Below are 19,493 nucleotides of genomic sequence, written 5' to 3'. Positions count from 1 at the left end.
CCGCGGTGCTGCCCGGAGTCGCTCGGCGGTTGGCTGCTGTTGAATCCCTTTTATGTGCTGATCGAACTGTTTCGAATCCCGATCTATGCCAACGCCGTTCCCGACCCCGGCCTGATCGCGGGCGCGGTCATCCTGGCGGTTGGCACGCTGCTGGCCGGCTGGATCGTGTTTAGCAACAAGGCCGATCAATTGGCTTACCGGCTGTGAGCATGAGCGCCCCCATCATCCAGATCGATAACGTGACGGTGCGCTTTCGCATTCCGCACGAGCGGATTCCCACGTTTCAGGAATACGCCATTCGCTGGCTGAAGCGGCGCGGCGTTCGCTATGCCGATTTTAATGCATTGAATAACATCAGTTTCCTGGTCCGGCCGGGCGAGACCATGGGCATCGTCGGCCCCAATGGAGCCGGTAAGAGCACCTTGCTGAAAGTGATCGCCCGCGTGATCCGCCCCACTGAAGGGCGCTTGCGCTTGCGCGGGCGGGTGGCGCCCTTGTTGGAGTTGGGCGCCGGTTTCGATTACGAAATGACCGGCCGGGAAAACGTCTTTCTAAACGGCACGGTTTTGGGCTTTAGCCGTAAAGACATGGCCCGGCGGCTGGATCGAATCGTGGATTTTTCCGGGATCGGCGAGTTTATCGACGCCCCGGTACGCACCTATTCCAGCGGCATGGTGGCGCGCCTGGGCTTTGCGGTGGCGACCGACGTGCGGCCCGAAATCTTGATCATCGATGAGGTGCTGGCGGTCGGTGATGCCGACTTCCAGAAAAAATCGGCGGCGCGTATCCGCGAATTCCGAGAGGGGGGTTCGACCATCCTGGTCGTTTCACACAGTCCGGTGTCCATCAAATCCTTGTGCAACCGTGTGCTCTGGCTCGAACACGGCGTCATCCGCCGGGTCGGCCCGGTCGATGTGGTCGTCGACCAATATATGACCGGCTCAACCTCCGAATGATGCGGGCGGATTGAAACCATGCAAATCATCGTTCTTGGAATGCATCGCGCCGGCACTTCCGCCGTAACGCGGTTGATCAACATGATGGGGGCTTATCTCGGCCCGAATAATTTGTTGATGCCCGCCAGTTCCGACAATCCTAAAGGTTATTGGGAACGTGTCGACATTCAGCAGCTCAACGAGTTTGTCCTGAAAAAATCCGACGCCAATTGGCGTAACGTTTCAAAAATCGACCCCACTAACATTGATCCGACCGTTCTTGACGAGTTCAGGCAGCGCGCCAGTAAAATCATCGTCGAAATGAACGGGCATAGTCCTTGGATTATAAAAGACCCAAGGCTCTGTCTACTTTTTCAACTCTGGCTTCCTCTGCTGCAATTCCCGTTATGCATTCATGTGGCCCGTCATCCCATGGCGGTCGCCCAATCCCTGAAGAAACGAGATGGACTCCCCCTCCACTTCGGAATCGCGCTTTGGGAGCACTATAATACCCGCGCTATCTTGGCTTCAAACGGATTGCCGAGGCTGACAGTGAGCTACGAACGGCTTATGGAAAAGCCTAACGAAGCGGTTGAAGAGCTTTATAAGGCGCTTAGCGCTCATGGAGCGCCTTCTCTTCAGCTGCCCAACAAGCATAAAACAGCGGAATTTCTCAACAACGAATTACAACATTATAAAATCGCTAAAGATAACAGCAGCGACTTTCTGACGCTCGGACAAACAAGGCTATGGAATATACTCAACGCTGAAAAAATGGAATGGCACTATGCCTTCAACAACCTTGATGTTGGTATGGCCGCACTGAAAGATTATGAGCAACTCTTTACCGATCTTGGCAAACTGCGCACTGAAATACACCATCTCAATGTCAAAGCAACTGAACATGAGAAGAAAATAAACCAGCTGGAACTCAATGCGGAATTAAATAATACCAATAACGACAGTTTAATCAAAAAGTATGTATCGGACGTCAATACCATGATACGTCTTTTTGAAAGCTTGCATCATGATACTCAGCTCGCCTTCGATTCAATGACTTGGAAACTGGGCTATCTGATCGCCGAAGCGGGTCGAAAAATCGGGGTGCTTCAAAGAAGCCCCATGGTGCAAGATCATATCAAGAGAATTATTAAATCCTACCAGATTTGGCGCAACAAAAATCCGTTCATCTCTAAAGACACTCATCGCTCGATTATCATTCTAGCGGATATTAAAAATACTTTTAATTATAACAATTCCCTTGAGAGTTTAAATTTTAAGGAAGAGCATGAAGAAGAATATTTGAATTTTAACGAAGAAGATTACTTGAATCGATATCCAGATGTAAAAGACGCGGTGGAGCGCGGCCAATTCAGGAACGGCTTAGAGCACTACCAGCTTCTCGGGCGCAACGAAATCCTGGGAGGCACGCGCCCTTACAGTACATCCAACTCAAGCCTTCCGCTTAAAATTTATAATGAAGACGATAGGATTCAATGCAAGCTGGAAATCGAAAAATGGCAAAGAAAGCCCGTCATTTCAGTCATCATGCCGGTCTATAACGTCGAGCTAAAATGGCTGAAAGCCGCGATCAATTCCGTTCGGCATCAAATTTATCCTCATTGGCAATTGTGCATTGTCGATGACCATTCATCCCGCCAGGAAACGCTCGACTATCTCAAGAGCCTTGACCATCCCGCGATCCAGCTAAAAATCCTAACCGAGAACCAAGGAATCGCGCTAGCTTCCAATGCTGCACTGTCTCTCGCGACCGGTGAATACCTTACCTTTTTAGATCATGATGATGAAATAACTCCTGACGCATTTTATGAGATCGTCAAAATTATCAATAAAAGTGATCCTGATCTCATCTATTCAGACGAAGACAAACTTACTTTGGAAGGTTACTATATTGAAACGCACTTCAAGCCCGATTATTCTCCCGATCTGATTTTTTCAATCAATTATATTTGCCATCTCAGCGTTTATCGTAAAAGCTTACTTGAAAAAATCGGCCACTTTCGCACCGGCTTCGAGGGCGCTCAAGACTACGATCTATTGCTTCGAGCGCTCGATCACACCGACCGGGTTTTCCATATCCCGCGAATTCTTTATCACTGGCGCAAAATATCGGGCTCCACGGCCGCAAAATTCAATAACAAGCATTACGCCTGGGAAGCAGGCCGGCTGGCCATTGCCGATACGCTCAAACGCCGTAACATCGAAGGCACGGTTGCGCTGGGGCATATTCCCGGTAATTATCGCGTCCAACGCAAACTGCTAAAAAGCCCCAAGATCAGCATTATCATCCCCTTCAAGGATAAGCCCGATTTATTAAAGCAATGCCTTGACTCGATATTGCTTAAAACCACCTATCCTAATTTTGAAATTATTGGCGTCTCTAACAATAGTAGCGAGGCGGAAACCTTTTCACTGATGGACGCTTACAAAAATCAGGACGCGCGGATTCGCTTTCTGTCCCATGATATCCCCTTTAACTTTCCCGCTATCAACAATTTCGCTGTCAAACAGGCCACCGGCGAGCATTTAATATTGCTCAATAACGATATCGTCGTCATTACGCCGGATTGGCTGGAAGCTTTATTAGAGCATTCGCAACGCCCGGACGTTGGCGCCGTGGGGGCCAAACTCTATTACCCCGACGATACCGTCCAACATGGTGGCGTTATCATTGGCTTGGGCGGCATTGCCGGACACGCCCATAAATATTACCAACGCGGTGATACGGGCTATTTTCATCGGCTGAATTTAATTCAAAATTTCAGCGCCGTAACGGCGGCGTGTTTGATGGTCAAAAAGTCGCTTTATGAACTGATCGGCGGCATGGATGAGGCGAATTTGCCAATCGCTTTCAACGATGTGGATTTCTGCCTGCGCTTGCGTGAGAAAGGCTACCTCAACGTTTTTACTCCTTATTGCGAACTGTACCATCATGAGTCGAAAACTCGGGGCTATGAGGACACCCCTCAGAAAAAACAGCGCTTTGCCAAGGAGATCGCCTACATGCGCAAACGGCACGCCACCATCCTGCGCGATGGCGACCCGTACTACAACATCAATCTTCCGCTGGACCGCGAAGACTTCGGAATGCTGTAAATGCAAATGCCGATGACCGAGATCATCCTACCGGTTCATAACGGCCTGAGCCTGTTACGTGATGGCCTAGACGCGGTGCTGGCCCATACATCGCGCCGCGCCAGCCGGCTTTCGATCGTGGACGATGCCAGCGATCCGGTCACCGCCGCTTGGCTGCGCGAGCGCGCCGCCGCCGAACCTCAATGGATCACGCTGCGGCGGCAGGATGAGAACCTCGGCTTTCTGGCCACCTGCAATCAGGCCATGGCTCAGGGCGATTCCGCTTATGTGGTGCTGCTGAACAGCGATGTGCTGGTCAGTCCGGGCTGGCTGGAGCGCTTGCTGGCCTGCGCCGAAGGCGATCTTCGTCTGGCGGCGGTCAACCCGCTCAGCAACCGCGCCGACAACATCGACTTGCCGATGGCGCCCGGCGCCAGCTATCTGGCGATGAACGAGTATCTGGCGAGCCAGCGCCAAGGCCGCTGTCACGATGTAGTCACCGGGGTCGGCTTTTGCCTGTTGCTGCGCCGCAGCGCCTTGAAACAAGTGGGATTATTTGATCCTTGTTACGGACACGGCTATTGCGAGGAGTCCGATCTATGCATGCGGCTGATCGCCGCCGGCTTTCGCACCGTGGTGGCGGAAGATGTCTACGTTTACCATCGCGGTGGTGGCTCGTTCAGCGACGGTCACGCCCGCTACCTGCACAACCGACGGCTGTTCGACCGCCGTTGGGGTCAGGACTACCGACGGCAATTCCGCGCCTTCCGCCGCGCCGACCCGCTGCGACCGGTGCGCCGCTTGTTCGCCCTACCCTCGCGCTGGGAGCCGACTTCGGCGGTCTGGCAAGGCGCCCGCGAACTGCTGGCGGAATGGCGCGGCCGACGCTCGCTGCAAAAACTAGCCCGCCTGAGCGTCCGCCATACGTTGCGGGTGGTGGCCGCGCGCCGGCCTTGCCCGCGCCGGGCGCTGGCGCAGCGCTTGACGCCGCCCGGACGGCTGCGCGTGACTTATGTGCTGGATCGGCTGGTGGTGGCCGGCGGCGTGCTGTCGGTGCTGCAACTGGTCAACGAACTGATCCGGCTCGGCGTCGAAGCGCGGGTGGCGGCGCTGTACGAAGATCCGCTGATCCACGACTGGCGCCCGCTCTACACCCGGCCGTTGATCTATCGCAACGCCCGCGCCTTGCTCGCCGAATGCCCCGATAGCGACTTGGTGTTCGCCACCCACTGGAACACGGTGGACTGGGTTCACCGGCTGCTGCAAACCGGGCGGACCCGCGCCGCCGGCTATCTGATTCAGGATTACGAGCCCTGGTTTTTTCCCGATACGGCCGCAGCGCAACGGGAACGGGTGAAAGCCGGCTACCGGTTGCTGCCCCACCGGATCGTCATGTCGGATTGGTTGCGCGGCCGGCTGGCGGAGGACGGCCACGACAGCCACAAGATTCCCTTAGGGATGGATTTGGGCCAATTCTATCCGCGCCCGACCGCGCGCGGCCCGCAACCGGTGGTGCTGGCCATGGCCCGACCCGGCACCCCGCGCCGGGGGTTTCCGGCGACCATCGCCGCGCTGGCGGCGGTCAAGCAGGCTCGACCCGAGGTGGAAATCGTGCTGTTCGGGGACCGCTTCCTCGACCGCTGGCGCATTCCTTTCCCCTTCCGCAACGAAGGCTTGGTCATCCGCCAGGACCGGTTGGCCGAACTCTATTCCGGGGCCGATATCTTTCTGGACGGTTCGGAATTTCAGGGTTTCGGGCGCTGCGCGCTGGAGGCGATGGCCTGCGGCGCGGCCTGCGTGCTGACCGATCTCGGCGGCGTGCTGGAATATGCCCGCCATGAGGATAATGCCCTGTTGACGCCGCCCGGCCACGCCGAGGCTATGGCCGCCGCCATCCTGCGCCTGCTGGACGATGCTCCGCTCCGTTGCCGCTTGACTGCCCAAGGCTTCACTACGGCCGCCCGCTACTGTCACCGCCGGGAAGCGCGCGACACGCTGGCTTGGATCGAACAACGCCTGACCGCTGGAGCCACCGCATGATCGCGGTCATCGTCGTCAACTACCGGCGCGCCGCCGACACCGTGGAGTGTCTGGACTCGCTGTTGCGGGTGGCCGCGCCCGCCTTCGATATTTTCTTGGTGGACAACGGTTCCAGCGCCGCCGATGTCGCTCAGCTACGCGACTATGTCGCCCGCCATCCCGAGCGCATCCACTTCACGGCATTTCCCCAAAATTTAGGATTTACTGGCGCGCACAACCGTTTGTTCGAACAATGGGTTCCCAGCCATCGCTACGAATTCTTTTTGCTGGTCAACAACGATGCGGTGGTCGAGTCCGACTTTCTGGAACACATGCTGGCGCGGCTCGATCCGTCCCAGCAAGTCGCCATGGTCGCGGCGCGGGTCATGAAGTACGCGGATCGCAGCCAGATCGACAATCTGGGCATCACTTTCTATAAATGCGGGCTGGCATCCAATCGAAAATCCCCGGATGATCCCTTGCTCGGGCCTAGCGGCAACTGCGCGCTGTATACAGCCGAGCTATTGCGCGCCATCCATCAGGCGACCGGCGAGTACTTCGACGAACACTTTTTCTGTTACGCCGAAGATACCGACTTGGCGTGGCGGGCGGTCTTGCTGGGCTATCGGGCGGCTTACGCCGAGGATGCCTTGGTCTATCACAAGGGCTCGATTTCCAGCGGCGGCCCCAACAGCGATTTCGTGCTCTATCACGGCATTCGCAATTCGCTGTTCGTGCTGGTCAAAGACATCCCGGCCCGCTTTCTGCTCGGCAATCTATTCTGGATGGTTGTATTGCACGTCGCCATCCTGCTGCGTTACACCGTTAAGGGTAAGCTCGGCGTGGTGGCTCGGCTGTACCGCGACTTCGTGCGCGGCATTCCAGGAATGCGCCGCAAACGCCGGCCCATCCAGCAGCAACGACAGATTCCCCCGCGCGAGATCCGCCAGCGGATCAGCCGGCTGTTTTACGAGCGCGGCTATGCGCTGGGTGCGCTGCGAGATTTGTATTGAACCAGCACACTCAACGCTCGATCCCCCTGCTGCTCGCGCTCCTGGCACTGACGGCGGCGCTGACGGTTTATGCGCGTTGCGTTTTGGGTTATCCGATCTGCGGAACCGACGAACAGAATTACCTGAAAATCTTCGACTGGCTGGATGGCGGGGGATCGTGGCCGATCTCAGGACCGGGCTATGCCGGGCTGATTTTCGAGCTGCGAGACTGGACCGGACTGGCCACCCGACCGCTCGTGGCCGCCGTTGCTTCCTTGAACAGCGCGTTCGTGTTGCCGCTGGGTTTGTGGCTGTTTTATCGCGCCAGCCTGAACGATATCCGTTCGGCTTGGTGGTGCTTGGCGTTTCTGTTCGCCGGCAGTTATTTTCTCGGCCCTTGGCTGGAAGGCCGCCCGCAGCAGCTCGGCATGTTGCTGGCGGCGGCCGGCGCTGGGCTGGCGTATCGTGATTTACGCGAACGCGGTACGTGTGGTCCGGCTTTTTTCCTGGTTTGGGTGCTCTGTTTCGGCTATCACATTTTGAGCTTCGTGGTGCTGACCGTGCTGGTCTTCGGTTTCTGGGCGCGCCGGTTCATCCAAAACCATTCGGATTACGGTGCGCTGGCCGCTTTGTTGCTGGGGCTGACGCTTTGTCTGGCGCTGGGCGGACTGTGGTATCCCCTGGTTTGGCTGGACATCCGTAGCAATCACATCCTTGGCGCGCACGCTTTCGTTTTCTTTGGCCAGATGATGCTGGCCGCGGCGGGAATACTGCTGTCGTTGCATGGCTTGCGCGCCTACCAGATCGGCCAACGCTTGGTCGGCGGGCTTCGCGCTGGCCTGGCGTTACCGTTGTTACCTTGGCTGACGGCGGGGCTGGTCGGGCTGGCTCTGTTCTGGCAATACGCTTGGCTCGGTCCCATCTATCGAACGGTCAATCCATTTCAGCTCATCTGGTATCAAGGTGGGAATATTTTACTGGCCGTGTTGTTTCTCACCGGTTTTTGGCGGCTGATCCAAAAGCCGGTTTCGAACATGGATTTTTTTATGGAAGCTTGCTTGATTCTGATGGCGCTGGGGACTCTGTTCTTGCTGCTGACGCCGTGGCTGCGGGACCATAACTGGACGCTGCGAATCATCACTTATTGGACGTGGTACGCCGCCCCCATTGCGGTCTTGGGATGGCAGGGATTGCCCGCGGGCTGGCGTCGGAGCGTCTTGTTGCTCTGCGTGCCGTTGCTGGTGGGTGGCTTGCATCATACCCTCTACGCCCCGACCTGGACTTGCCAACTGAACGGCTAATTTTAATTTTATCTCCAACACCACAACCGTGCGCGGCTCCGGGATCTCCGACCCTTTTTCCAGTCTGTCTTTGCCCAGCAAGACAGAAAATAATAAATCGTACTTTTTTATCTCTCTCTGCTGTTGCCTACCATTATTGTATTTGGCCTGGGTCAACCGCCATTATCAGCTAGATGATGCCCTGATCTATCTTCGATACGTCAGGAATTTTTTGAATGGAGAAGGACTAGTTTACAATGAAGGGGTTTATTTTAACGGTCTAACTTCTTCACTCTATTCATACCTGCTCATTTTGGCAGGTGTTTTAATCTCTGATTTACAAGTTGCCACTATTTTATTGGCGGCGCTGCTTCATGCTTCAGCGTTGCTTGTATTATCGGAAACTTTTTTTCGCTAAAAGGCCGCTAGCGGCAAAGTGTCTATTCATCATCCTGGCGGGAACTTTTCCTTATTTCTTCTTGACCTACGGCATGGAAACTCCGCTTTTCATACTACTTATAGGCTTAAGTCTCTACTGTTACCAGATTGAAAAATTTTTTTGGCTTGGCCTTTTTTCAGGATTGCTGATCTTGACCCGCGCCGAAGGAATTTTCCTGATAGCCACTTTTTTAGGTGGTTACCTCATTAAATATCGCCGCCTTCCTGACTACCGTTACTTTATCATCCCACTCATTTTCATCGCGGTGAATCTACTGTTCAATAAGTGGTACTATGGAGCCTTCCTACCGGCTACCGGCAGCGCCAAGCTAGGGCAGGGCCAGTCAGGGCTCTGGGGTGATGGTTGGCTCTTTTTGGATTTCGGCTATCTCTCTCGCTTGATCTTTGGCGCCAATCACTTTTATCTCTTTACTGTTTTGACGTTGGCGGCGCTAGGGTTTTCAAGCAGCATCAGACTACCAGAAAATCGAGAAACCCATTTTATCGTACTTGCTTTTCTGATTAGCTACTCCTGCTTTTACCTCTTGCTAAACATACCCAATTATCACTGGTATTATGCGCCTTACTTCATTTTTATGATGATCTATTGCACAGAAGGATTGTTTTTAACCGGCACTAGTCTGGTCGCGATTTTTCATGCGCCCCGTTGGTTAAGCTATTTACCGCTCCTATTACTCGCGCCCATTCTGATCTACTGGGCGAGCGGCATATCGGCGCGGGCGCGGGAGCCTTTCAAACCCTACAAAGACATTGGCATCTGGCTTAGCCAGAATACCGAGCAAACCACGCAAATAGCGATGGTTGAGATCGGTATTATCGGCTGGTATTCCAACCGACCTATTATTGATATCTTGGGGTTGGTCAATCCGCTCAACGCACGATTTATCGGCGAGCGCAAATTTGCAGAGTGGCTCAAGCATTATTCACCGGATTTGATCCTCATTCACGACCCAGCTTGGCCGCACGAGGTTGGGGCGGTAAACGCTCTGGCGGCAGGCCGGTTTGAACCCGATCCGCGTTTCGACTTCCCAAATTACCGCTTGTTAAGAAAAACGCTAACTGCCCAGCCGCCGTAACTTATGAGCGGACGTACCATCAAGCCTGACAAGCAAGCATACGATCGTGGCCATTGCGCCGCCAGAACAGAAAAGCGGCCGATCTTACCGGCACTAATTTATAGGAATCATGGCGCGGAACCACTATGCTTCCTCCGTCCTTGCAAGGCACCGGGCTTAAGCAGCAGCGTTTTTCGGAAGCTATAGCGTCCCTTGCCGGGGCTAGCAGCACAATAGGACAACTGGTTTGTTGTAAAATTGAAAAGAGTTGTAAAATTGAAAAGATTGTTGTAGATTGGTTCTTAAGGTTCCGCATGGGTAGAGTATGTAGTGCATCCTTTATGCTGCCTGATTATGATTTTATTAGCTTTTCCTGTAGCGGCCGACACGGATGTTGCGGCTGCTCCCGCTGCGATTCCAGTTCCAGCCGATCCGGGACCGGATAGCGTCGAAAAGCGGCGAGCAGCGTTGGAACAACGGGTTACTGCTAAGTGGGATGCCTTGATTCGTAAGGATTTCGCCTCCGCGTACTCCTTGACTTCACCCGCGTACCGCAACCTGTTCTCGCTCGAGGCCTTCAATCGGCAATTCACAGTCGGCAGGGTTGATTGGCGACGCATTGAAGTGGTGGATGTCGATTTCAAGAGTGATGACGCCGCCGTGGTCGGCATCAATATTCATTTCGTGTATCATCAGCCGCAAGCTGAGAATGCCATCGAAATGAAGACCTACACTCAGGAACCTTGGGTGCGGGTTGACGGGCAGTGGTGGTACGTGGTTAAAGACAAAACATGATCGGGCGTTGGTGATTTCGCTTAAATGTGATGAGCTGTTAGCCGATTGTTTCCTAATCTCTGTTGGAATCCTCTAAGGAGCGTTCAAGATGATGAAATGTAATATCAAGAAAATGGCGCTGGCCGTGGGCACCGTCTTGGGTGGCCTAAGCATGGTCCCATCCGCTCAGGCGGTGAATCTGGCTACCGACGGTCTGGGGCAGTCGCTGATCTTCCCCTATTACACCACTCGCGCCGGCTGGAACACCCTGTTCAACATCACCAACACCAGCGATCAGATTGTGGCGGTCAAAGTGCGCTTCCACGAGGGCTACAACTCGCGCGATGTGTTTGACTTCAACGTGGTCCTGTCGCCGAAGGATGTCTGGAACGGCACGGTGTCGAACGGTCCCGGCGATGTGCCGGTCTTCTCGACCTCCGATACCTCCTGCACGGTCCCCCAGATTCCGGCCGCCGGGCAGCCCTTCCAAGGCAGCGGCGCCAACGGCATATTGGCTTACACCAACGTACCGGGCGGCGTCCAGGCGGCCGACGGCGGTCCCGCCGACACCGATCGGATGCGGGAAGGTTATGTGACCATGACCATGATGGGTTCGTCACCGCCCTCCGGCTTGGCGGCGGGCGCCATCCACACGGCGGCTCGCGTACCTGTCAACTGTGGCGTTTTGCAAAGCTTGTTCTCGCTTAACGGCTATACCTTCGCCCAGCTGCAAGGCGCGTTCCCCGGCTACGTCGCCAATCCTCTGAAAGGCGCCTTCAGCTTGGTCAATGCGGCCAACGGCTGGAACGCCAGCGGCAGCGCCACCACCCTGGCGAATTTCTCCACGGGCGCTCCCAGCCTGATCACCGCGCAGTTGCCGCCCGCCCAGGTGGGTTTTGCAGCTTCTTTCCACTTGCCGACGCTGGCTTCCGCCTCCACGGCGGGCACCGTTCTTCTGGATGCCACCGGCGCGGTTGCTTCAGGACCGACGGGCGCGGAAGGTGTGAGCTTCGTGCTGCAACGGGCCAGCATCGTCAACCAGTGGGCCAATCGCGTTGCCTCCGCGGCGACCGGTGGCTGGTCGGTTGCGTCGGACTGGGTTGTCACCTTCCCCACCAAGCGCTTCTATGCTGATACGGCCACTCACGAGTTCTCGGGCCGCGCGACGGGTCGTACCGGTTTGCCCGCGGGCCTCGCGCCCTTCACTCAGGCCTTTGCTGGCGGCAGGTCTTGCGATCCGGTGAGCTACACCATTTATGATCGCGAAGAGCAGAGGGTTGCCGCCGCTGGTGGCGCGGTGTTCTCTCCGGCTCCGTCGCCGCAAGGCAACGAGCTGTGCGCCGAAGTCAACGTGCTGACCTTCGGCGCCGCCGCGGCCGCCACCTCGACCAACGTTCTGAAGTCGCCCATGCCAGGCCGTTTGGCGGGTAACGTCCTCAGCCTGCCGGGCGAAAACGGTTGGATGCAGCTCGACTTCCGCAATGGCGCGCGTGCTTTGCCTGTCACGGGATTCTCGGTCATCAACCGTACTTCTCCCGGCGCGAACCTCAACGAGTCCTTCATCGTTGACAACGCCTATATCCGCTAACCCAAACAGCGCACATCCCCGGATGTGCTGCTGATTGGTGAGTTTTTCAAAGCTGTACCTTAGGCCCGCCTCATGCGCGGGCCTTTTTCATTGCAGCGCTTTGACATGATCTTAGCAAAAGTATCCCAATGATCAACAAACTGATTTTATTAATATTCTTTCAGCTATTGGCCGTATTGCCAGCCTGGGCCGCCGAAATCGAGCCCCAAGTACTGCTAAAAGCAAGCGACATCGCCGTCACCCAATCAGACCTACAGCAACGCCTGCTGTTGCTACCTGAAGCCGAACGCGCTCGAATCCTGGCCAAGCCTGAAGCGCTCAAGAATTTCTTGAGCGGGATTTATCAAACGAAAAACATGGTGGCCACCGCCGAACGCTTGAAGCTGGACGAAGAGCCCTTGGTGCAAGCGCAATTGGTGGTCGAGCGCCAGCGGATCTTGGCCGAAGCCTTGCGCGAACAGACTCGAAAAAAGATTCAGCTACCTGATTTTGCCGCTCTCGCGCGCGAACATTACGCCGTGCGTCGCGATGAGTTCCAATTACCCGAGCAATTCAAGGCGGCTCATATCCTGAAAAAAGTCGAGTGCGCCTGCGAGCGCGAGCCAAAAAGACAAATCCTCGAACAATTGCGAGCCCGCCTGCAAGCCGGTGAAGATTTTGCCACCTTGGCCAATACCGAATCGGACGACACCGCCAGTGCCGCTAAAGGCGGCGACTTGGAACGCTGGTTGAAGCGCACCGACGTGGTAGCGCCTTTTGCCGAGGCGCTAGCCAAGCTGGAAACCGGCCAAGTGAGCGATGTGGTGGAAACGCAATTTGGGCTTCATCTCATCAAAAAGCTCGACTATCAGCCAACGCGCTTACAAAGCTTCGATGAGGTTCGACAGTCCCTCGAACAGCAGCTGCGCCAAGACTACGTCAAGGACCAACTGGCGCAACGGGCGCTGGACTACTTACCGCCCGCGAATGCGACGTTCGACGAGCCCGCCTTGCAGTCTTTGCTCAACAGCCATTGATCATGCTGGATTTCCTAGGAATCGGCGCTCAAAAAGCCGGAACCACCTGGTTGTACGAACAGTTCAACCATCACCCGCAACTGGCCTTTCCTCTGGGCAAGGAAGCGCATTTCTGGAACCGACCCCACGACATGGCGGCGGTTGAAAACTATTTAGATCACTTTGCCCGGAGCGACGCTATCGCTGGTGAGATAACCCCTGCCTACAGCATGTTACCGGTTGAAACGATCCGAGAAATCCATCGCCACGCGCCTCGGGTGCGCTTGCTTTACGTGATTCGCAATCCCGTCGAGCGAGCGTGGTCAGCGGCCTTGATGGCCTTGCAACGCTCGGAAATGACCCTTGAAGAAGCCAGCGATCAGTGGTTTTGCGACCATTTTCATTCAGCCGGCTCGCGCCGGCGCGGCGACTACCAGACCTGTCTAGAAACTTGGCGTTCGGTGTTTCCCGACCCGCAGTTGCTGATCCTTCGTTTCGAGCGGATCGCCTTCGAACCCGAATTAGTATTGAATCACTGTTTTCAGCATCTCGGCGCCGCGCCGCAAAGCCCTTCGCGGTTGCGGCAGCACGGCTGTCGCGAGCCAGTTTTTGTCGGACCGGGCCATGCGCTGCGTCCTTCGCTGAAAAAGTGCTGAAAGATCTGTACCAACCGCGGATTGAACGACTGGCAACCTATTTGGCCCTGGATTTGAGCGCGTGGCTGAATTTCTGAAAGCTGTTTATGAGGCATGGCGGGCTCGGGCGGTTTGGCCAGCTGGGGGAAAGCGGCGCTCATCGCAGAAAAAAGTCCTGTTTTATAGAGACTTTCTAGGCTTTACCGGCGGCCACCTAAAAGTGTGGGACTACTTCAATCACGTCCGGCATTCAGCGCATCATCAGCCGTGCATCGCCTTTTCCACCAACACGCTTTGGAACGACACCAACCCTTGGTTGGCCATGCGCGGTCAAGCGTTAGCCGCCTGGTCCGCCGAGCGAGCGGATATGCTGTTTCTCGGAGGGATGGATTGGGCCGTGCTCAGCGAAGCGCAGCGTCGCTCTCCTCCCAAACCGGTGATCAACCTGATCCAGCATGTACGCCATGCCGACCCAAACGAATCCCTTTACCAATACCTCAGCTATCGAGCCATTCGGATCTGTGTCAGCGCCCCGGTCGCCGATGCCCTGACAGCGACCGGCCGAGTCAACGGCCCTTTATTCACTATTCCTAACGGCATCGACCTCGCCGCGCTGCCACCCCCGCCAGCCTGGGAGGCTCGCCGGCTCGACCTTCTGATCGTGGGGATCAAACAACCTGCGTTGGCAACGGAAATCCATCAGCGGCTCAAAACCTCAGGCCACCGCGTGCAGGCGCTGACCCAGCCGCTAGCAAGAGCTGATTTTCTGGAATTGCTGGGGAATGCCAGAATCGCTTTGCTGTTACCGAATCCGACGGAGGGATTTTATCTGCCGGCTTTGGAAGGTTTCGCGCTGGAAACGCTGGTCATTTGTCCCGATTGCATTGGCAACCGCTTGTTTTGCCTGCCGGGTCGAAACTGCCTGCAACCAGACTATACCCTTGGAGCTCTACTCCATGCCGCTCGCGACGCGCTACACCTGATGCCGCCAGCAAGGTATGCTTTTTTAGAAGCCGCTCGTCACACGGCGCGCCAGCATTCCCTGTTGGAAGAACGCCGGTCTTTCCTGGATATCCTTCAGCAAACCGAAGCCATCTGGGGTAGCTGAACAGCACAGCGCGGATGCGCCAGAAAGTGATTTTGCCTGTGTTCCAATCACTCAGGATGGCTTTGCACACTCTGCCGCCCCACCCAATCGCGGGCAAACTGCCAAGCCACTCGGCCGCTGCGCGAGCCGCGCTGCAAGGCCCAACGGAGCGCCTCCGCGTGCGCCGCCCCATCCAGCCCTTCCGATAACCCCAACTGATCCAACCAGTAGCCGACGATCGCCAGATAGTCCTCCTGGCTGAACGGATGAAACGATACCCACAAACCGAACCGTTCCGACAACGAGATTTTTTCCTCCACCGCTTCGCCGTGGTGTAATTCACCCTCGACAATCCGGGTCTCTTGATTGTCCCGCATATACTCGGGCAGCAAATGACGGCGGTTGGAGGTGGCGCACAGCAACACGTTGTCGGGCGCGGTGCTGATGGAACCGTCCAGCATCGCCTTGAGCGCTTTATAGCTGGGATCATCCGCTTCGAACGACAGATCGTCGCAGTACAACAAAAACCGCTCCGGCCGCTCGTACAAAGGCTCCACGATCTCGGGCAGGTCGAGCAAATCATGCTTGTCCACCTCGATCAACCGCAAGCCTCGATGGGTATATTCGTTGAGCAACGCCTTGACGAGCGACGATTTACCGGTGCCGCGCGCACCCCACAACAGCACATTGTTGTAAGGCTGTCCCGCCAGAAATTGTCGGACGTTCAAATCCAGGGCCGCCTTCTGGCGGTCGATCCGACGCAGGTCCGCCAAGCGCAAGCGGTGAGGGTGCCGGACCGGCTGCAAGTAACCGCGTTGGCCGATCCGCCGCCAGCGAAAAGCCCGATAGTCTTCCCAGTCGGACAGTTTTGGCGCCGCCGGTAGTACGGCCTCCAACCGCTCAAGCACCCTGGCCAACCGCTCGGCCAAGACGCCATCGAGGGTCAAAGTCACCCCCGGCATGACTCGTCAGCGCCCCATCACCAAAGCGCTCGCCGCGTCGCTGGAACCCTTCAGCGCGATCAGATCGCCGACGATACGGGCGCTCTCATCCAGCGCGGTATCCACCACCGCGCTGTCCTTGCCCTCGGGAATGTCGTCGCCAGGCTTGAGCGGCGCCAAACCTTTGAGCGTCCGGAACCGATTCTCCCGCTCCCGTTGCCACGTCTCGATACGCTCCCGCTCGGCCCGCCGCTGGCTTTCCAACAAAGACACCGTGGTTTTCTCGCGCTGTTGCCGGGTAAATTCCAAATCCCGCAGAAAGGCTTGATAGTCGGCGTTGCCGTCGATGCGCACCTGATGGCGCCGCGCCAGCTCCGGCAGCAGATTCGCCAACCCTCGATCACCGCGATAGCGGGTCGGTGCGATCTCATCCCAGGGCAAGGCGTTCTTCTGCGCGCTTTCCCCGACTTCCTCGCTGTCCACCACCGAAGGAATGGCAATATCGGGCCGCACGCCGCGGTGCTGAGTGCTGCTACCGCTGACCCGGTAGAACTTGGCAATGGTCAGTTTGAGCTGACCCTGCGGTTCCTTGGCCCGAGTCAGTCTGTTCAAATCCACCAGGGTCTGCACCGTGCCCTTGCCGAAGGTCGGATCGCCGATGACGATCCCGCGCCCGTAGTCCTGAATGGCGCCCGCAAAGATCTCCGAGGCGGAGGCGCTGGCGTGATCGACCAGCACCGCCAAAGGCCCGTCGTAGGCTTGACTGGGATCGCGGTCCTTCTCGATCTCCGCATCATCGTTGCTGGCGCTTTTAACCTGGACCACCGGTCCGTCGCCGATGAACAAGCCGGTCAGATCCACTGCCTCTTGCAGGGAACCGCCGCCGTTCTCGCGCAAATCCAGCACCAGTCCGTCGATCTTGCCCCGCAAGTTATCGAGCAGGACGCGCACGTCGCGCGTGGTGCTGCGGTAATTGCGATCTCCGCGCCGGGCGGCGTCGAAATCGCTGTAGAAGGCCGGAATGGTAATCACCCCGACTCGCAGCTCGCGATCGTTGGCCCCGCGCAGCGTCTTGATCTCACTCTTGGCGGCCTGTTTTTCCAGCTTGATGGTGTCGCGCACCAAGCGCACGGCCTTTTCGGTCGCCGCCACACTGGCTTTGCCGGGTGCGATCTTCAAGCGCACCACCGAGCCGCGCTGGCCGCGGATTTGATCCACCACATCGTCCAGCCGCCAGCCGACCACATCCACCCAGGGGCCGCTTTCGCCCTGCGCCACCGCCACGATCCGGTCGCCGGCCTTGATCTGCTGGCTGAGATCGGCCGGGCCGCCGGTCACCAACTCGACCACCGTCACCTGTTCCTCGTCCATGCGCAACACGCAACCGATGCCTTGCAACGATAGCCGCATCTGAATATTGAAATTTTCGGTGTTGCGCGGCGAAAAATAGGCGGTGTGTGGATCGAAAGCCTGGGCGACGGCGTTCATGTAGAGTTGGAACACGTCATCGCTGCTGGATTGCAGCGCCTGCCGCAACCGATTGTCGTAGCGCTTGATCAACAGCTCGCGGGCGGCGGCTTGATCCTTGCCGGACAGCATCAACGTCAGCAGCTCGTGCTTGAGACGCTTGCGCCAAATCTCGTCGAGCTCCGCTGGGGTCTTGGCCCAGGGCGCATCCTTGCGATCCACCTCCAGCGATTCATCGAGGTCGAACCGAAACTCCTGTTTGAACAGGGTCTGGACGTGCGCGGTCCGTTCCTCCAGCCGCCGCAGATAGACGTTGAATATGTCGTAAGCCGGTTGCAGGTTGCCGTTCTTCAAGGCGTCGTCCAGCGTGGTGCGATAGCGCTCGAAAGCCGCGATATCGCTCGCCAGGAAATAAACGCGGCTGAAGTCGAGATCGTCGAGATACATGCTCAAGATGAGCGAGGACAGGTGATCGTCGAGCTTGCTTTGCCGGTAATGATACTGCGACAGCAGCTTGGAAATCGTTTGATCCAGCGACGTCAGCCTGGGAGGTCGGCGCCAGCGCCTTGACCGGGACATCCGCGACCGGATCGGCGGTCTTGGCAAAGGTCCAGGACAGACTGACCGTCAGGGCTAGAGTCAGGGGCGCCAAAAATTTCAAAGTTCGAAGATTGCGCATGGTGCTTCTCGACAGGAACGTATCTCGACACGTCGCGCCGACCGATCCCCCTCAGGGCAAGACGATGGGATGCACGAGGATGATATCGGTGGCGACGGGCTGCTTGCCGTTCGGTTCGGCCAATGTGAACTCAAAAATATGGTTGCGGGACGGCAGTTTCATGACGTTGAAGCCGTCGGGCAAGCTGGAGTCATGAAAAAACGCCGTTCGATAGGGTGATTCCGAATCCCTGGAATCCGTTTTCCACAGAAAAGGCGATAACTTCACTAGAAACCGCATGAAGCCAAAACTCTTGTTGTCGTCGTGATGGTAACAATAGCCGCGCACTCGCGACCCCATGGAACCCCAGACCGGCGCGAAATAATCATCGCCACGGGTCGGCAGCAATCCCGGCACTAGATAGCCCGACACGAAGATGTCCGATTCGCGGCGCAATTCTTCAGACACGTTGTCGAAGGCCAGGGTTTCCACTCGACAGCCTTTGTTTTGCAAGGCGCGTACCACCTGCACGAAATCACCATCGCCGGTGGCTAATAAAACCCGGTCCAGATTTTCGGATTGCAACAACACGTCCACGGCCATGTCGAGATCGGCGTTGGCTTTCCCGTAACGGTTGCCCGCTTCATCCTGAAACCATTTGACCCGCTTCTCGATGACCTTATAACCCAGCTCGCGCAAGGCGGACTGATAAGAGCGCGCCTTGTCACGATAAACCATATTGGTTTCGGCGCGCTCCTCGTCATAGGACAAATACACGTTCAACCGCAACGGCTCGGCCTGATCGCGACAGGCAAACTCGCGCAGCACATCGTATTGCATGCGCTGCCCTCCGTTGCGCGAAATGTTGGCAGCGTCCACATAAACGCCCACCTTGGCAAGGGATTTGAAATTGATAGTCATAATTTTTAGGATTTTCTCAAACTCGATGATTAACGCGCGCAGACCTTACCAAAGGCGGTTTAGATGCATTATCACAAAATCGTCACTAAACCGCCATTTATCAGTCTATTTTTGAACAACGTGACGGACATCCTCAGCAAGAAAGCCTTAAAGCCGGTTCCAAGCTTTAGCCGCCGGCTCGATCTCGAATCGCACAGTCCACGCCAGCCTCACGCCCGATGCAGCACAGCCGGCAACGGCCGGAATCAATCGGGTGCAATTGCAGCGGCCATAGCCTGCGGTCGCGGCTGGCGCTACCGCTCGGAACCGACCACGGAACACGGGGATAACGGCGCGGCTAAAAAGTGACAATGTTGTAAGTCAGCCCGCCAGATGAGGAGTCCAGGCCATTTAGGTCGCCGACCGTTCTAGAGGGAGCCGAGCGGACCTTTAGCTAGAATCCGGGCATTATGCACGAGCTGAAAGGATTTCAGGGAGCGTGTCACAAACCGAGGCTGAGTCAGCCTTAGCGCCGTCGGCCCGAACCTCCCTGACGCTACCGATAACAGGAGAAACAGCCGCTTTCGCAAGCTTGCCACAAGCCAGCGCTCG

The 19,493-nt window shown here is 56.6% G+C and carries 15 protein-coding genes; 12 read left to right on the top strand and 3 right to left on the bottom strand.

The features are described 5' to 3' along the window. Positions 1-39: 39 nt before the first annotated feature. The 12 genes from IPK09_14800 to IPK09_14745 all read left to right on the top strand — a co-directional run bounded on the left by IPK09_14800 (position 40) and on the right by IPK09_14745 (position 14,936). Positions 40-207, top strand: coding sequence for a hypothetical protein (locus IPK09_14800; protein MBK7984867.1), 168 nt, complete (start codon positions 40-42; stop codon positions 205-207). Positions 208-209: 2 nt separating this feature from the next. Next, the gene (locus IPK09_14795) at positions 210-956 is read left to right on the top strand and encodes an ABC transporter ATP-binding protein (protein MBK7984866.1); all 747 of its coding nucleotides are present in this window, start codon (positions 210-212) and stop codon (positions 954-956) included. Between the two features lie 18 nt (positions 957-974). Next, positions 975-4,052, top strand: coding sequence for a glycosyltransferase (locus IPK09_14790; protein MBK7984865.1), 3,078 nt, complete (start codon positions 975-977; stop codon positions 4,050-4,052). Continuing rightward, positions 4,053-6,071 (top strand): glycosyltransferase, encoded by a 2,019-nt coding sequence (locus tag IPK09_14785; GenBank protein ID MBK7984864.1) that lies wholly within the window; start codon positions 4,053-4,055, stop codon positions 6,069-6,071. Then, positions 6,068-7,063 carry a glycosyltransferase family 2 protein gene (locus tag IPK09_14780; GenBank protein MBK7984863.1) on the top strand — a complete coding sequence of 332 codons (996 nt, stop codon included), beginning with the start codon at positions 6,068-6,070 and terminating at the stop codon, positions 7,061-7,063. The genes IPK09_14785 and IPK09_14780 overlap by 4 nt, the downstream gene beginning before the upstream one ends. Further along, the gene (locus IPK09_14775) at positions 7,060-8,343 is read left to right on the top strand and encodes a hypothetical protein (GenBank protein ID MBK7984862.1); all 1,284 of its coding nucleotides are present in this window, start codon (positions 7,060-7,062) and stop codon (positions 8,341-8,343) included. Before IPK09_14780 ends, IPK09_14775 begins: the two co-directional genes overlap by 4 nt. 569 nt (positions 8,344-8,912) lie before the next feature. After that, positions 8,913-9,857 (top strand): hypothetical protein, encoded by a 945-nt coding sequence (locus IPK09_14770; GenBank protein ID MBK7984861.1) that lies wholly within the window; start codon positions 8,913-8,915, stop codon positions 9,855-9,857. Positions 9,858-10,190: 333 nt separating this feature from the next. Beyond that, positions 10,191-10,631 carry a hypothetical protein gene (locus tag IPK09_14765; GenBank protein MBK7984860.1) on the top strand — a complete coding sequence of 147 codons (441 nt, stop codon included), beginning with the start codon at positions 10,191-10,193 and terminating at the stop codon, positions 10,629-10,631. Positions 10,632-10,719: 88 nt separating this feature from the next. Beyond that, the gene (locus IPK09_14760) at positions 10,720-12,198 is read left to right on the top strand and encodes a hypothetical protein (GenBank protein MBK7984859.1); all 1,479 of its coding nucleotides are present in this window, start codon (positions 10,720-10,722) and stop codon (positions 12,196-12,198) included. A 128-nt stretch (positions 12,199-12,326) separates the two neighbouring features. Beyond that, positions 12,327-13,214, top strand: coding sequence for a peptidylprolyl isomerase (locus tag IPK09_14755; protein ID MBK7984858.1), 888 nt, complete (start codon positions 12,327-12,329; stop codon positions 13,212-13,214). A gap of 2 nt (positions 13,215-13,216) precedes the next feature. After that, positions 13,217-13,849: a sulfotransferase domain-containing protein gene (locus tag IPK09_14750; GenBank protein ID MBK7984857.1), complete on the top strand. Its 633-nt coding sequence runs from the start codon at positions 13,217-13,219 to the stop codon at positions 13,847-13,849. 199 nt (positions 13,850-14,048) lie between these two features. Beyond that, on the top strand, positions 14,049-14,936 hold the full coding sequence (locus IPK09_14745; protein ID MBK7984856.1) for a glycosyltransferase family 1 protein: 888 nt from the start codon (positions 14,049-14,051) through the stop codon (positions 14,934-14,936). A 47-nt stretch (positions 14,937-14,983) separates the two neighbouring features. Here the strand turns inward: IPK09_14745 and IPK09_14740 are convergent, their stop codons facing one another. From IPK09_14740 to IPK09_14730, 3 genes are all read right to left on the bottom strand, one after another. Next, the gene (locus tag IPK09_14740; protein MBK7984855.1) at positions 14,984-15,877 is read right to left on the bottom strand and encodes an ATP-binding protein; all 894 of its coding nucleotides are present in this window, start codon (positions 15,875-15,877) and stop codon (positions 14,984-14,986) included. 6 nt (positions 15,878-15,883) lie between these two features. Continuing rightward, positions 15,884-17,902, bottom strand: coding sequence for a carboxy terminal-processing peptidase (locus IPK09_14735; protein MBK7984854.1), 2,019 nt, complete (start codon positions 17,900-17,902; stop codon positions 15,884-15,886). Between the two features lie 151 nt (positions 17,903-18,053). Next, positions 18,054-18,902, bottom strand: coding sequence for an NYN domain-containing protein (locus IPK09_14730; protein MBK7984853.1), 849 nt, complete (start codon positions 18,900-18,902; stop codon positions 18,054-18,056). Positions 18,903-19,493: the final 591 nt, after the last annotated feature.

This window comes from Candidatus Competibacteraceae bacterium, from assembly GCA_016713505.1.
Lineage (GTDB): Bacteria > Pseudomonadota > Gammaproteobacteria > Competibacterales > Competibacteraceae > Competibacter_A.
This window is presented reverse-complemented; position numbering and strand designations above follow the sequence as displayed.